At 68.8% G+C, this 13,970-nt stretch carries 12 protein-coding genes; 3 read left to right on the plus strand and 9 right to left on the minus strand.

Annotation, left to right across the window (positions count from 1 at the left end; genetic code table 11):
* Positions 1-63 precede the first annotated feature (63 nt).
* The 5 genes from AVAK2825_RS18610 to AVAK2825_RS18630 form a co-directional block, all read right to left on the minus strand.
* Positions 64-810, minus strand: coding sequence for a hypothetical protein (locus AVAK2825_RS18610; protein WP_284401630.1), 747 nt, complete (start codon positions 808-810; stop codon positions 64-66).
* Positions 811-826: 16 nt separating this feature from the next.
* Positions 827-1,942: a Re/Si-specific NAD(P)(+) transhydrogenase subunit alpha gene (locus AVAK2825_RS18615; protein ID WP_284401632.1), complete on the minus strand. Its 1,116-nt coding sequence runs from the start codon at positions 1,940-1,942 to the stop codon at positions 827-829.
* A 169-nt stretch (positions 1,943-2,111) separates the two neighbouring features.
* A complete protein-coding gene (gene fba / locus AVAK2825_RS18620) occupies positions 2,112-3,176 on the minus strand; it encodes a class II fructose-bisphosphate aldolase (RefSeq protein WP_272566720.1) in 1,065 nt (354 codons plus the stop codon).
* Positions 3,177-3,269: 93 nt separating this feature from the next.
* On the minus strand, positions 3,270-4,598 hold the full coding sequence (locus AVAK2825_RS18625; protein ID WP_284401740.1) for a histidine kinase dimerization/phospho-acceptor domain-containing protein: 1,329 nt from the start codon (positions 4,596-4,598) through the stop codon (positions 3,270-3,272).
* Positions 4,599-4,684: 86 nt separating this feature from the next.
* Complete coding sequence (locus AVAK2825_RS18630; protein WP_284401636.1) at positions 4,685-5,386, minus strand: response regulator; 702 nt, start codon at positions 5,384-5,386, stop codon at positions 4,685-4,687.
* Between the two features lie 96 nt (positions 5,387-5,482).
* On the opposite strand from AVAK2825_RS18630, the gene AVAK2825_RS18635 reads away from it, so the two are divergent.
* Together AVAK2825_RS18635 and AVAK2825_RS18640 are read left to right on the plus strand one after the other, a co-directional pair.
* Positions 5,483-6,244 (plus strand): phosphatase PAP2 family protein, encoded by a 762-nt coding sequence (locus tag AVAK2825_RS18635; RefSeq protein ID WP_502870565.1) that lies wholly within the window; start codon positions 5,483-5,485, stop codon positions 6,242-6,244.
* Positions 6,231-6,818, plus strand: a complete 588-nt coding sequence (locus AVAK2825_RS18640; RefSeq protein WP_284401638.1) for a phosphatase PAP2 family protein — start codon at positions 6,231-6,233, stop codon at positions 6,816-6,818. Before AVAK2825_RS18635 ends, AVAK2825_RS18640 begins: the two co-directional genes overlap by 14 nt.
* Here AVAK2825_RS18640 and pyk read toward each other — a convergent pair.
* From pyk to AVAK2825_RS18660, 4 genes are all read right to left on the minus strand, one after another.
* Entirely contained in the window at positions 6,751-8,187 is a 1,437-nt protein-coding gene (pyk, locus tag AVAK2825_RS18645) for a pyruvate kinase (RefSeq protein ID WP_284401746.1), read from the minus strand. The genes AVAK2825_RS18640 and pyk overlap by 68 nt on opposite strands.
* A gap of 202 nt (positions 8,188-8,389) precedes the next feature.
* A complete protein-coding gene (locus tag AVAK2825_RS18650) occupies positions 8,390-10,156 on the minus strand; it encodes a hypothetical protein (protein WP_284401640.1) in 1,767 nt (588 codons plus the stop codon).
* Positions 10,146-10,637 carry a hypothetical protein gene (locus AVAK2825_RS18655; protein WP_284401642.1) on the minus strand — a complete coding sequence of 164 codons (492 nt, stop codon included), beginning with the start codon at positions 10,635-10,637 and terminating at the stop codon, positions 10,146-10,148. Before AVAK2825_RS18655 ends, AVAK2825_RS18650 begins: the two co-directional genes overlap by 11 nt.
* Positions 10,634-11,110, minus strand: a complete 477-nt coding sequence (locus tag AVAK2825_RS18660) for a hypothetical protein (RefSeq protein WP_284401644.1) — start codon at positions 11,108-11,110, stop codon at positions 10,634-10,636. Before AVAK2825_RS18660 ends, AVAK2825_RS18655 begins: the two co-directional genes overlap by 4 nt.
* A gap of 440 nt (positions 11,111-11,550) precedes the next feature.
* On the opposite strand from AVAK2825_RS18660, the gene AVAK2825_RS18665 reads away from it, so the two are divergent.
* Positions 11,551-13,932 (plus strand): TonB-dependent hemoglobin/transferrin/lactoferrin family receptor, encoded by a 2,382-nt coding sequence (locus AVAK2825_RS18665; protein WP_284401646.1) that lies wholly within the window; start codon positions 11,551-11,553, stop codon positions 13,930-13,932.
* Positions 13,933-13,970 lie beyond the last annotated feature (38 nt).

Raw genomic sequence — 13,970 nt, forward strand, 5'->3', positions numbered from 1 at the left:
AGGTGAAGGGGCGAACGGGGCGAAGGAACGGACGACTGGCGGAACGGCGGAACGACGGAAGGGCTATTGCGGCGGGGCGACCGGGAACGGCGGCACGATCAGCCGGCCGTCCATCATCGCGGTGCTCAACCGCGCGGCCTGCGCCATCTTGTCGCCCCACTCCAGCGCCGGACGGCCGGCGCGCAGGAAGGCCTCGTTGTCGCGCGTGGGTGGGCGCACCAGGCGCTGATCGACCAGCGCATCGATGGTGACGATGGCGCCGCCGTTGGTGGCATAGCGGAAGAACACGTGCGAGTACGGCTTGGTGGGCGCCGCCTGGTTCATGGACAGCCACTGCGCCACGGCGGGGCGGTTCTTGGCCAGGTAGTCCTCGGTATCGGCGCGGCGCTTGTAGCGCAGGCAATCGATGCGCGCGGGACTGCCCTGGGCCTTGTCCTCGACGAACACGCCCTGCTGCTGGGGGCACGGGGCCGTCCACAGCGTGGTGTCGCGCGGGTAGTTGGTGCTGTTGGTCTGCACCAGCAGCACGGCCAGCAGCGGCCGGTCCTTGCCCGGACCGCGCAGGCCCATGGCGGTCATCTGCGTGGGCAGGTCGGCGGAGGTGTCGTCGGGCAGCACGTCGATCACCTCGTCGCGGCGGCCGAGCACCTCCCAGTCGCCGGGCGGCAGTTCCAGCTGCGCACGGCCCACGTGCGGCAGCGCGGGCTGCACGGGGGCGCAGGCGGCCAGGGTGAGCAGCGAGGCGATGGCGAGCAGCGGGCCGCCAAGGCGGGGGGACAGGGGGAGCAGGGATGAAAGCCGGGTCTTCACAGGAATGCTTGTCTTGTCATGCGCGGGTGACCGCGCCTTCATGGGCCACGAGGCAGGCGGCGACGATGTCGTCTTGCCGGTCAACGTGCAGGGCCCCTTCGGGGTGGATGATGAGCTTGAGGAAATCGAGCACGTTGCGCGCGTAGAGCGCCGAAGCATCGGCCGCCACCAGCGCGGGCAGGTTGGTTTCGCCGACCAGCGTCACACCATGGCGCACCACGGTCTGGCCGGATTCGGTCAGCGGGCAATTGCCGCCCTGAGGAGCGGCAATGTCGACGATCACCGAGCCCGGCTTCATGGACTGCACCATCGCCTCGGTCACCAGCACCGGCGCGGGCCGGCCGGGAATGAGGGCGGTGGTGATGACCACGTCGGCCTGGGCCACGCGCTTGGCCACCTCCACCTTCTGGCGTTCCAGCCAGCTGGCCGGCATGGCGCGCGCATAGCCGCCGGAGCCCTGGGCGGCCTCTTTCTCTTCGTCGGTTTCGAAGGGCACGTCGATGAACTTCGCGCCCAGCGACTCGACCTGGTCCTTGACCGAGGGCCGCACGTCGGAGGCCTCGATCACCGCACCCAGCCGCTTGGCCGTGGCGATGGCCTGCAGGCCGGCCACGCCCACGCCCAGCACCACCACGCGCGCGGCCTTCACCGTGCCGGCAGCGGTCATGAGCATGGGGAAAAAGCGTTGGTAGCGGTCGGCCGCGATCATCACGGCCTTGTAGCCGGCGATGTTGGCCTGGGAAGACAGCACGTCCATGCTCTGGGCGCGCGTGGTGCGGGGCGCGGCCTCCAGCGCGTAGGCAGTGACGCCCGCCTGCGCCAGCCGCTGCAGGCCGGTCGCATCGAAGGGGTTGAGCATGCCGACCAGCGTGGCGCCGGGGCGCAGCAGGGGCGTTTCGGATTCGGTGGGGCAGCGGACCTTGAGCACCAGGTCGGCGCCCCAGGCGCCGGCGGCGTCCACGATCTCGGCGCCGGCCGCGGCATAGGCGGCATCCGGCACGCTGGCGGCCACGCCCGCACCCGCCTGGATGCGCACCGCATGGCCCTGGGCCTTGAGCTTCTTGACCGTCTCCGGGGTCGCGGCGACCCGGGTTTCTCCAACCATGGACTCGGCTGGTACACCTATCTGCATGTTGTCTGTCTCCCGGCTGGCGTGTGCTCGGCGATCTCCGCTCACTGGGCCCGAGCTTACCCGATGCGCTCCGCGGCATCGGCACGCCCCCATGACGAAGGCCCGGCGCACGCGAATGCGCCGGGCCTTGGCGTGCGGAGGCGATAGCGCCCCCGCGCGGCGCAGGGGATCAGTTCACCACCTGGGCCAGCGCGCCCGCGGCGTACTGGCCGGCCACGACCTGCAGGCTGTGGCCCTTGATCTTGGGCGCCTGGCCTTCGCAACCGAACTCGATGTAGCGCTGCTTGCAGATGGCCTTGGCGGCCTCGCGCGCGGGCTTGAGCCATTCGCGGGCGTCGAACTTTTCGGGGTTCTCGGCCAGGAACTTGCGCACGGCGCCCGTCATGGCCAGGCGGATGTCGGTGTCGATGTTGATCTTGCGCACGCCGATCTGGATGGCCTTCTGGATTTCCTCGACGGGCACGCCGTAGGTTTCCTTCATGTTGCCGCCGTACTGGCGAATGATCTCCAGCAGATCCTGCGGCACGCTGGAGCTGCCGTGCATCACCAGGTGGGTGTTGGGGATGCGGCGGTGGATTTCCTGAATGCGGTCGATGGCCAGGATGTCGCCCGTGGGCTTTCGCGTGAACTTGTAGGCGCCGTGGCTGGTGCCGATGGCGATGGCCAGCGCGTCGAGCTGGGTGCGCTTGACGAAGTCGGCGGCCTGTTCGGGGTCGGTCAGCAGTTGCTCGCGCGTCATGGTGGCGTCGGTGCCGTGGCCGTCTTCCTTGTCGCCCTTCATGGTCTCCAGCGAGCCCAGGCAGCCCAGTTCGCCCTCGACCGTGACGCCGACCTTGTGCGCCATGTCCACGACCTTGCGCGTCACGTCCACGTTGTATTCGTAGCTGGCGATGGTCTTGCCGTCGGCCTCGAGCGAGCCGTCCATCATCACGGACGAAAAACCCAGGTCGATCGCGCCCTGGCACACGGCGGGGTTCTGGCCGTGGTCCTGGTGCATGACCAGGGGAATGTGGGGGTAGGCCTCGACGGCGGCCTGGATCAGGTGCTTGATGAAGGCTTCGCCGGCGTACTTGCGAGCACCGGCGCTGGCCTGCAGGATGACCGGGGCACCCGTCTCGTCGGCGGCGGCCATGACGGCCTGGACCTGTTCCAGGTTGTTCACGTTGAAGGCGGGAATGCCGTAGCGGTTTTCGGCGGCATGGTCGAGCAGTTCGCGCATCGAGACGAGAGGCATGGGATGGGTCCGTTCAATGGTGGGCAGTGGGGAAGGCACGCAGGCCCTGGAAGGCCGTCGGCCGCGGTGGTAACCGCTTCGTAACCGGCGATTTTATCCGGTCGGCCCCGCCGGGGAATCCATGAATTCCAGACGGTAGCAGGTGGTGAATGGCGGCGGCACGGCGCCCGGGCCGAAGCGCGCGCCGTGCGCCTCCGCCACGCGCGCGACGATCTCGTGTCCCAGGTGCAGGCTGTCCACCGGTGCGGGCGCAGCGCCCTGGTCATGGTGCCGGCCGCCGTCGTCCACCACCTGCAGCCAGGGGCCGCCGTGTTCGGCCTGCCCCAGTTGCACCTCGATGCGGGTGCAGTGCGGCGTGTGCTTGAGGGCGTTTTCCAGCAGGTTGCGCAGGGCGATCTCCAGCAGCACCGCGTTGCCGTGCCAGACCAGGGCGCCGGGCGCCGTGACGGCGATGCTGTCCTCGCGCGCCCAGGCGGCCTGGGCGTAGTCGGCGCTCACGCGGCGCGCCAGTTCGGCCAGATCGACGGGCGCGGCCGCCTCGTGCAGCTGGGTACGGCTGGCGCGTGCCAAGGCGAGGAGCTGGTTGAGCACATGCCCGGCGCGCAGCGCATCCTGCCCGATGCGGGCCAGCGCCTGGGCCTGCTCCTGCGCCGACAGCCCCCCGTCCAGCGCCCGCGCCTGCAGCACGATGGATGACAGCGGCGTGCGCAGCTCGTGCGCCACCTCGTTGGCCAGCCGCCGCTCGCGCGCCAGCGCCGCCTGCTGGCGGTCCAGCAGGGTGTTGATGGACACGACCATCGGGTCGAGCTCGCGCGGGGCGTTGCCGGCGTCCAGCCGCTCGGCCCGCACCACGTCCAGCCGGGCCACGGCGTCCGACAGCGAGTACAGCGGCCGCAGCCCGCGCCGAACCGCCAGGCCCAGCGCCAGCGCCACCACCGGCAGCAGCCACAGCCCGGGCTCGATGATCTGGCCAGCGATGTCGTCGGCCAGGTCGTCGCGCTCGTCCAGGTTGAGCAGCACCATGATCTTGCGGTCGTGGGCCGCATCCCACTGCGAGAACCCGCGCCAGGACACCGGCGGCTCGCCCAGCTCCAGGTCGGCGAAACCGTCCGGCAGGTCGAACGCCGGCAGCGGCGCGCTGCCCGTGCGCGACAGCAACTGGCCGTTCACTCCCCACAGCACCACGCTCAGCGATTGCTGGTAGTCGTGCGCCTTGAGCCAGGGCGTGGGCGCGCGCTGCGTGGCCAGGGACGGCTCGACCCCGTCGGAGGCGCGCAAATTGAGCAGCAGCGCGGCGACGCTGGCCAGATGTCCGTCGGTGAGCTCGTCGGCCTCATGCACCCCGGTCTGGTAGCCCAGCCCGACGAAGGTGCCCCACACGACCACCAGCGCGCCCAGCGTCCACAGCAGCAGGCGCCGCATGAGCGAACCCCTGCGCACAGGTGGCACGGGCGTCGCGGCGGTGTCGGTGGGCTCGGGGATCGGTGGGTCGGTCGGAAGGACGCGGCTCATGGCGTGTCCTCCAGCGGCATGAAGTAGCCCACGCCGCGCATGGTCTGGATGCGCCCGCTGCCGAGCTTGCGGCGCAGGTGGTGGATGTGCACTTCCACCGCATTGCTCTCCACGGCGCTTTGCCAGTTGTAGAGGCTTTCCTCGATCTGCTGGCGCGACAGCACCCGGCCGCGCGACTCCAGCAGCACCAGCAGCACCGAAAACTCGCGCGGGGACATGTCCACCTGCTGTCCCGCCCGGCGCACCGTGCGCGCGGCGGGGTCCACCTCCAGGTCACCATGGCGGATGGTGGGCGATGCCCGGCCCGCCGCCCGGCGCAGCAGGGCGCGCAGGCGGGCTTCCAGTTCGTCCACGTCGAACGGCTTGGCCAGGTAGTCGTCGGCGCCTTCGTCCAGCCCTGCGATGCGCTGGTGGACCTGGTCCCGGGCGGTGAGGATCAGCACCGGCATGGCCGGATCGGGCAGCGCGGGCGCGCCCGGGGCACCGGGCGGGCTGTGGCGCAACCGGCGCAGCAGCTGGGCGCCATCGCCATCGGGCAGGCCCAGGTCCAGCAGCACGGCATCGAACCGCTCCATGCGCAAGGCGCTCCAGGCGGCCGCCACGCTGGAACACACGTCCACCGCATAGCCGCGCTGGTGCAGGTTGGTGCGCAGGCCGTCGGCAATGCCTGCATCGTCTTCGACCACGAGGATTCGCATGGAGGCGATTGTCACCGCGATGCGCGGCGTTCCATGACCCCAGCCGTCCGGACCCGTTAAGACGGCGTTAAGAGCGGCTGCCTATCGTCCGCCCCCATGCCGATTTCAGCCTCCCCCGGCGCCGCAACTGCCGCGCCCCGCTCCGCCCCTCCGCTTCAACCGCTGGCCTGGGCGCTGGCCATTCTGGTCGCACTCATGGCCTGGGACACCTCGGGCCTGGACCTCGATGTGGCCCGCCTGTTCGGCTCGGCCCATGGCTTTCCCTTGCGCGACCATTGGCTTTTCGTGCATGTCCTGCACGAAGGCGCGCGGCGGCTGGGCTGGGTGCTGGTGCTGGTGCTCGCTGTCGGCGTGTGGTGGCCGGTGGGCGTGCTGCGCCGGCTGGACCATGGCGAGCGGGTGCAGATGGCGATCAGCGCCCTGCTGTCGCTGGGGGTGATTGCGCTGCTCAAGCAGGGCAGCACCACCAGTTGCCCCTGGGACCTGGCGGAGTTCGGCGGCGTGGCGCGCTACGCCTCGCATTGGGCCCTGGGCGTCATGGACGGCGGTGGCGGCCACTGCTTTCCCGCAGGGCATGCCTCGGCCGGCTTCGCGTTCCTCGGTGGCTATTTCGCCCTGCGCCACAAGGCGCCGCGTGCCGCGCGCTGGTGGCTGGCCGGCGCCCTGGCCGCCGGCGTGGTCCTGGGACTGGCGCAGCAGGCACGGGGCGCCCACTTCACCAGCCACACGCTGTGGACCGGCTGGTTCTGCTGGATGACGGGCTGGCTTTGCGACCTCGTGGGACAGTGGATGCACCGGCACTTCCCGGAACTGGACAGCCAGCTGCCCGCCGAGGCCGACGCCCATGCTGTCCATTGAACTGGCCCTGTTCACGGCCGTGAACGCCACGGCAGCGACCCCGGCCGGCGTCGTGACCGCCGCGCGCTGGCTGTCGCAGGGGTTCCCCATCCTCGCGGGGCTTCTGGTGGCCGCGGGCCTGGCCTTTGGCAGCCCCCGGCTGCGCCAGGCACTCATGCTCAGCCTGGTGGCCGTGGTGGTCGCCTGGTGCGCCGCGCGCGGCATCCGCGCATGGGTTCCCATGCCCCGCCCGGGGCAGCTCGGCCTCGGCGTGCAGTGGATCGAGCACGGCGTCCGCGCGGGCTTTCCCAGCATGCATGCCACCGGCGCGTTCGCGCTGGCCCAGGGGTTGGCCCTGGGGCTACACCGGCGCCACGCGCCCTGGCAATGGCTGGCCTTCGGACTGGCGGCGGCCGTGGCGTGGAGCCGTGTCTGCCTGGGCGTGCACTTTCCCGCGGACGTGCTGGCAGGGGCCCTGACCGGCTGCGCAAGTGCCCTGTTCGCCAGGGCCCTGCTGCGGCACGCGCTCAGCTGGCGCGGCAGATCTTCAGCATATTGGTTCCGCCCGGCGCGCCCATCGGCTCGCCGCACGTGATCGCGTACAGGTCGCCCTGCTGCACGATGTTGCGGCTCTTGAGGTGGCCTTCGGCCTGCTCCAGCGCGGTGTCACGGTCGGCGCTGGTGTCCATGAGCAGCGGGCGAACGTTGCGGTACATGGCCATCTTGCGCTGCGTGGCCACCTTGGGGGTGAGCGCGTAGATGGGAATGTGGATGCGGTGGCGGCTCATCCACAGCGCGGTGGAGCCGCTCTCCGTCATGGCCACGATGGCCTTGGCCCCCAGGTGGTGGGCGGTGAAGAGCGCGCCCATGGCGATGGACTGGTCGATGCGGCCCAGCGTCTGGCCGGTGAAGTCGGAATCGCGTTCGGGGTCTTCCGCCGCCTCGGCGGCGGCGCAGATCTTGGCCATCTCCTCCACCGTCTCCAGCGGGTACTTGCCCGCGGCGGTCTCGGCGCTCAGCATCACGGCGTCGGTGCCGTCCAGCACGGCGTTGGCCACGTCGCTCACCTCGGCACGCGTGGGCACGGGGTTGGTGATCATGCTTTCCATCATCTGCGTGGCGGTGATGACGACCTTGTCCATGTCGCGCGCCATGCGGATCATCTTCTTTTGCAGCGCCGGAACGGCCGCGTTGCCCACCTCCACAGCCAGGTCGCCCCGCGCCACCATGATGCCGTCGGACACGCGCAGGATCTCCTCCAGGCGCGGCACGGCCTCGGCCCGCTCGATCTTGGCGATCAGGCCCGGCTTGTGCCGGTACTCGGCTGCAGCCACATTGCACAGTTGGCGCGCCATTTCCATATCGGTGGCGTTCTTGGGAAAGCTCACGGCCACGTAGTCGGCCTGGAAGCTCATCGCGGTGCGGATGTCTTCCATGTCCTTGGCGGTGAGGGCCGGCGCGGTGAGGCCCCCTCCCTGCTTGTTGATGCCCTTGTTGTTGGACAGCTCGCCACCGATCTTGACGGTGGTGTGTACCTCTTCGCCGCGCACGGCGTTCACCACCAGCACGATCAGGCCGTCATTGAGCAGCAGCACGTCGCCCGCCTTCACGTCCCGCGGCAGCTCCTTGTAATCGAGGCCCACGCCGTTGTCGTCGCCCGGAATGGTGCGCGACGCGTCGAGGATGAAGGACTGGCCCTGCTGCAGCTGCACGCGGCCTTCGGCGAACTTGCCCACGCGGATCTTGGGGCCCTGCAGGTCGGCCATGATGGCCACCTCGCGGCCCGCGCGCTGTGCGGCCTCGCGCACGGCGATGGCGCGATCGATGTGGTCCTGCGCCTTGCCGTGGCTGAAGTTCAGCCGCACCACATTGACCCCGGCACGGATCATCTGCTCCAGCAGTTGCGGGTCGCTGGAAGCGGGCCCGAGGGTGGCAACGATCTTGGTGGCGCGGCGGATCTGCATGGCGGTTCGGTCTCTCTGCATGGATGTAATCGGGTTTCAATTTTGCATGAAAAGAGGTTACATCACCTTCAGGCAGACCCCGACTGCGCGTCATGGCCAAAGCAGGTCTGCACTGGCAGGGTTGCAGAGGGCCACCCCCGCTGCGGCAGACCTAGGGCCGCCCTCGATGCCCGGGCGGTCCATCCGCCCGGGCATCGAAACCTCAGACCTGTGCGTCGCCTTCCGGATGGGGCCGGCGCTGCCGCAACCCGACCTGGGGAGCAACGCCGGCATTGCGAGCCTCGGCCTCGGCTTCCCGGCGGACCGCACGCACCGCGCCCTCTGCCTGCCAGCTTCCTCCGATGGCCGCGTACCCCAACCCCGCCAACATGCCGGCGAGGGAATTGCTCAACAAGTCCTGCTGACTTAGCGTCCCCCCGCGGTTCACATTCCCGAGGATGTTGAAGACGGCATTCCCCGCCGAGATGGCGGTGATGCGCGCAGGCGTCTGGTCCAGCAAACGGCCATAGTCCGTTCCCGTGACGCGAGGATTCCATTGCTGCACCGTACCGGACTGCAGCGCCTCCTGCTGGGTGACGGATATCCAGTCCGCGGTCTCCACCGCCCAGTTGATGGCGGCCTTGATGGCGGACACGCCTGCAATGTCGCCCCACGCATCGCTTCGGGCGCCACTGCTGCTGGCCCCATCCAGCAGCACGGCGCGGGCGGCAGCAGTATCCCCTCCCAGAATCGGAAGCTGGGACCACGCGTTGTTGCCCACGACGTTGGCCAGTCCATAGAACAGGCTGGCCGAGTTGAGGTGGCTGCCGCTCACGCCGCCGGACGTTTCCTCCTGCGTGCCGACCATGCTGAAGGACGCCTGAATGAAGTCGCGTGCGAAGGAATACGCAACGGTCTTGATGTCCCCTGCAAGCACATCGGTGGCCATGCCCACGTTGCCGGTGAGCGTGCCATGCAGCGACAGCCCGATTGAGGCCATGGACGCACCGATCTGCTCCAGCGTCACGATGCGCGACATGAGCTGCTGCGTCTGGCGCATTGACGCGCGCTGATGGTCCGAACATTCGGCCCATTGCTCCGCGGTCATCGCATGAAAACCCCGCGCGGCCGTGTCCGGATCGCGTGCCTCGCGCCGTTCCCGCATCACGGCCATGCCGATGTTGAGCAGCCCCACGCCCACCTGCATGCCCAGGACCATGTTGGGCGGTGTGGCGCGAAACGCGACCTTCATGGACTCCCCCATCATCTCGCGCAGAAAGGTGGGCACGAAGACCGAAGCCGCCTGGTGGATGCCATGGCCCAGTACCGCGCCCATGATGCGCTGGCTGGGCAGCATCGAACCCACGGCCTGCACCGTGGTGGACTCCGAGACCGCGGTGCGGGCCGCAGTGGCCGCCTCCCCGAGCCGGTGCAAGGCCGCCCCTCCGGTTTCCATCGCGCCGATGCCCAATTGCCGCAGCATCGCGTTCCAGCTCTGCGGCTCAGGCACCGCCGGCTCCTCGTGTTCCTGCAGCTCTGGCATATCGACCCGGCGACTGGCGCGCAGGAACCGGTCCAGCGGGATATCAACGAGCTCTTCCAGCGCCGGCAACTGGCCCATGGGCGAGAACGACGCATTGGCGTTTGAAACCTCGGTCATCGCCATTCCCTCACCGAAACCACCGGCGTTCGGAGTAACGGGTTCGCTGCTAATCCAGCGACGGCTGCCTCCGGATAGAGGGGTATGGAAGGATTCGGAACGCGTAGGACTGGACAGCAGGGAGAAGGAATCCCCTTCTTGAAGCGCCTGGCGCGGCGGCATCGTCTGCGGATGCGCATGGGACAGGCCTCGCCGGCCGGTCAGCGACTCGTGCTGAAGGCGTCCGGAAATGCTGGCGCCCGAGGAGCGGGCCTGGGGCGTCTGAGGTTCAGGGGAAAGTGTGGGGCGGATCGGTGTGGTCGAACCAGACGCGTTCGTTTTATTGAGCATGGGTACGCTCCTTGAGGCCGCCGGAGGCTTCGGGTGCCGCGCAGGGAACGCCCGCCTGCACGGCATTGGCCAGCGCAGCCAGTTGCAGAATGTGCCGAGCGACGACCTCCGCCGAGGCGTTGCCCAGTGGACACCGGCACAGCAGTTGCGGCCCCGCGAAACCGCGGGCAAAAACGGCTCCAAGGCTGAGCATCAGCTGCGTGGATGCCTGCAGCGCGGCCACGCGCCGGGCCGGATCGTCCAGGCAGTCTGCGAGCAAGGGCGCTGTCATGATCAGCGCCTCCTCGTCCACGTCGGGCACCAAGGCAATGGTGCGGCTTTCCAGGGCGATGGTTCCGGTGCGCGAGGCATCCTTTGCCTGCTCCTGCGATGCGCCCAGGAACAAGGCCGTGTCCCTGACCAGCGCCAGAACGCGGGATGACGCTTCGAACTCCTGCACAGGGGCGGGTGGCTGCGGGCGGGGTGCGAGAACGGCGCTCATTGCACACCTCCTTTGCGCGGCGAGGCTGCACCCAGTGCCAGCACCCCCTCCCGGGTGGCTTGGCACATGACCAGCAAACCGCCAAGCTGCGCGGCAAGAAGCTGCTCGTTTTCCTGCTGCGTCTCCAGGCGGCGCACCAGCACGGCATCGCCGTTGTCTTCCATGCCATAGCCCCAGTCGGAGCTGAGCATCGACTGCCCGTTGGCGACCAGCAGCGCGTCGGTCCAGGTTTCCGCCGGAACATGCTCGGGCCGGGCCATCGTGGCAATGGCGGCCCATGGGCCATTGTCCCGATGGCTCAGGGGTGCCACGCGCAGCGTGAACGGCCCCACTTTCGCTTCGCCCGTTTCTCCAAAAATACGGGCAGTGGCCGCGTCGGCCCCCAGTTGCAAGGCTGCTTCCCTGGCACAGGCCTTGCGCCGGGATGACAGTGCGGGGCCACGCGCGGGTGGCTTCGGTTTCGCGTTTTTCATCGTCGTTCTTTCAACCGTTATCGCTTATGTATTTCCGCGCGACATGCGGATTTGGTGCCCTTTACACCAGCCGACACTCGTCTCTGAAAATGTGCCGGCCGTTCCATCGTTGAATGTGCGAAGGCACCGCATGCCTCAGCCAGCGAAGCGATTGGCAGGTTTGCGAAAAGGAAAGTTGACAGGAACGCGCGACATTGAACCTTGGCAGGCCCGCCGGGTCGTGGCGCCCGCGCCGAGGGCCGACTCCGGCAGGCTGCAAGGCGCCATCGCGCAGCGTGGAATCCTTTCATTCGATGCACCAACGCAAATGAGACATATTCTCATTTGTGTAACAATGTGCGCCGTGAGCCAGACAACCTGCAGGGACGACGGTGCCGCGATCGGCAGTGTCCAGACCGCGCGAGAGGGTATCCAGCAGACAACCCTTTTCGACGCACTCCATGGTTCACTGCCTGCACACTCGGCCTGTTTCTCTTGCGCACGGCGCCCTGCGCTTCGCCCCCATTCCGCATGCCCTTCGCCCGCTGGCGGGCGCTGCGCTCCTGGCGGTCCTCGCCGCCCCTGCCGCGCCGGTGTGGGGACAGGGCGTCGGTGCCGCCGCCCCGGGCGCCGTGCGGACGGCACTGCTGCCCCAGGTGGACGTGGTGGACGAGGCCGAACGCAGTCCGGGCACCTCCACCGTCGTCAGCGGCGAGGCACTGGAGCAAGCGGGCAGCATGAAGGACGTGGTGCGCAACCAGCCGCTGGTCTCGGCCCCCGGTACCGCCGCGGGCACCACCCGCAATCGCAGCAGCTTCGACCGCTCCGGCACGACGGGCTACAACATCCGCGGGATCGAAGGCAACCGCGTGGGCATGGACGTGGACGGCGTGGAAATGCCCGACGCCACCACCCGCCCCTACGTGAGCCGCGTGGGCGCGAACACCTTCGGCATCGGGCGCGACTTCATCGATCCCGAGATGTTCTCCTCGGTCAACATCCTGTCGGGCACCACCTCCGCCAGGCGCTCCGCCGGCGGCATCGGGGGCGCCGTAAGCTTCAAGACCAAATCGGCGAGCGACTACCTGCGGGGCGACCGAACCTCGTACCTGGGCGCCAAGATCGGCTACGACTCGGCCGACCGTGCATGGAACGAGAGCTTCACCGGCGCCGCCCGCAGCGGCGACCTCGATGGCCTGATCGCCTATTCGCGCCGGGACGGCCACGCGGCGCGCAATCACAGCGACGTGGTGAACAGCTACCCAGACGACTGGCACTCGGACGCCCTGCTGCTCAAGGGCGGCCTGCGCGTGGACGGCAGCAATCGGCTGGAACTCTCGGCCGACCTGTACCGCCGCAAGAATGACACCTTCTTTCACGGGTGGAACACCACCAACACGGCCATCACCGAGCAGTCCCGCCAGGCCAGCGACACGGAGCGCAACACGCTGCAGCTGACCCACCAGTGGACGCCGCGCAATGCCTGGGTGGACCACGCGGACACCCGCCTGTACTTCCAGGGCACGGGCACCACGGACGTGACCGACACCACCACGCTGGCCACCGGCGCCCTGGTGCGCAATCTTTCCGAGAACCAGACCCGCACCTGGGGGGCGTCCACCACGGCGGACAAACGCATCGGCCGGCACCAGCTGAGCTTCGGCGCCAACGCCTCCACCCAGGACGTAGACCGGCCCTGGAACGTGGCGGGCTACATGAAGCCCCAGCCCGACACCACCACCCGGCGCCTGGGCGCCTTCCTCCAGGACGACATCGCCTTCGATGCGGGCGGCAAGCGGCTTGCCGTGATTCCCGCCCTGCGCGTGGACCGCATCGACATCCAGACCCGCAACCTCGGCAACTTCGTCTCCGGCGTGCTCACCGAGCAGGACGTGAGGCGCCTGTACGGCAATGCGCCCTCCACCACCCTCTGGAGCCCCAGCCTGGGCCTGACCTATGACCTCTCGCCGCACTTCATCACCTATGCGCAGTACAAGCGCAGCGGCCGCGCGCCGTCGCCGGGCGAGATCTTCGGCTCGTGGAACATGGCCAGCAACTACGCCACGGGCAACCAATACGCGCTGATCGGCAACCGCGACCTGAAGGAAGAGTCGAGCAACGCGTTCGAGGTGGGCGTCAAGGGATCGCCGTCCGACGGCGTCACGCTCAACAGCTCGGTCTTCTACACGCGCTACCGGGATTTCATCGCCTACACCCGCTACACGCGCGCCAGCGCGCCCAGCCTGTTCACGAACGTGCCTGCGCACATCGGCACCATCTACCAGGCCGAGAACCGCGACGAAGCCACCATCTACGGCTTCGAGCTGAGCGCCCGCCTCGAACACGGCCAGTGGAGCCCGGCGGCCCGCGGCCTGTACACCACCTGGGCGGTGGGCCTGAGCAAGGGCACGTCGCGGTCGCACTACGCCGGCGACAAGGATGTGGCGCTCGACTCCGTGCTGCCACGCAAGGCCATCGTCGGCGTGGGCTACGACGCGCCCATGAAGCAATGGGGCGTGAACTTCACCGGCACCTTCGTGGCCGCCAAGCGGGCAGAGGCCACCAACCGCGACAGCTACACCAACGCGGGTGCGGCGCTCACCGACGCCACCACCCAGCTGTTCCGCGTGCCCGGCTATTCCGTGTTCGACCTGAGCGGCTACTGGCAGGTGAACAAGAGCGTGCGCCTGCAGGCCGGCATCTACAACCTGACCGACAAACGCTATTGGGACTACGCCAGCGCCCGCAGCCTGCAGCCTTCGGTGGCGCGCGACCAGCGCGACATCGAACTGCTCACCCATGCCGGCCGCACGGTGGCGGTGTCGATGTCCGTCGCGTTCTGATCCGCCCGCGCCGGCTTCAGCCGGCCTTCTTTTTCACA

It is taken from the genome of Acidovorax sp. SUPP2825 (assembly GCF_030158995.1).
Classification (GTDB): domain Bacteria; phylum Pseudomonadota; class Gammaproteobacteria; order Burkholderiales; family Burkholderiaceae_C; genus Paracidovorax.

Excerpts from the sequence above, each read along its gene's own strand:
- AVAK2825_RS18615 (WP_284401632.1), bottom strand. The coding sequence starts at position 1,942 with ATGCAGATAGGTGTACCAGCCGAGTCCATGGTTGGAGAAACCCGGGTC.
- fba (WP_272566720.1), bottom strand. The coding sequence starts at position 3,176 with ATGCCTCTCGTCTCGATGCGCGAACTGCTCGACCATGCCGCCGAAAAC.
- AVAK2825_RS18625 (WP_284401740.1), bottom strand. The coding sequence starts at position 4,598 with ATGCGGCGCCTGCTGCTGTGGACGCTGGGCGCGCTGGTGGTCGTGTGG.
- AVAK2825_RS18630 (WP_284401636.1), bottom strand. The coding sequence starts at position 5,386 with ATGCGAATCCTCGTGGTCGAAGACGATGCAGGCATTGCCGACGGCCTG.
- AVAK2825_RS18635 (WP_502870565.1), top strand. The coding sequence starts at position 5,483 with ATGCCGATTTCAGCCTCCCCCGGCGCCGCAACTGCCGCGCCCCGCTCC.
- AVAK2825_RS18640 (WP_284401638.1), top strand. The coding sequence starts at position 6,231 with ATGCTGTCCATTGAACTGGCCCTGTTCACGGCCGTGAACGCCACGGCA.
- pyk (WP_284401746.1), bottom strand. The coding sequence starts at position 8,187 with ATGCAGATCCGCCGCGCCACCAAGATCGTTGCCACCCTCGGGCCCGCT.
- AVAK2825_RS18650 (WP_284401640.1), bottom strand. The coding sequence starts at position 10,156 with ATGCTCAATAAAACGAACGCGTCTGGTTCGACCACACCGATCCGCCCC.
- AVAK2825_RS18655 (WP_284401642.1), bottom strand. The coding sequence starts at position 10,637 with ATGAGCGCCGTTCTCGCACCCCGCCCGCAGCCACCCGCCCCTGTGCAG.
- AVAK2825_RS18660 (WP_284401644.1), bottom strand. The coding sequence starts at position 11,110 with ATGAAAAACGCGAAACCGAAGCCACCCGCGCGTGGCCCCGCACTGTCA.
- AVAK2825_RS18665 (WP_284401646.1), top strand. The coding sequence starts at position 11,551 with ATGGTTCACTGCCTGCACACTCGGCCTGTTTCTCTTGCGCACGGCGCC.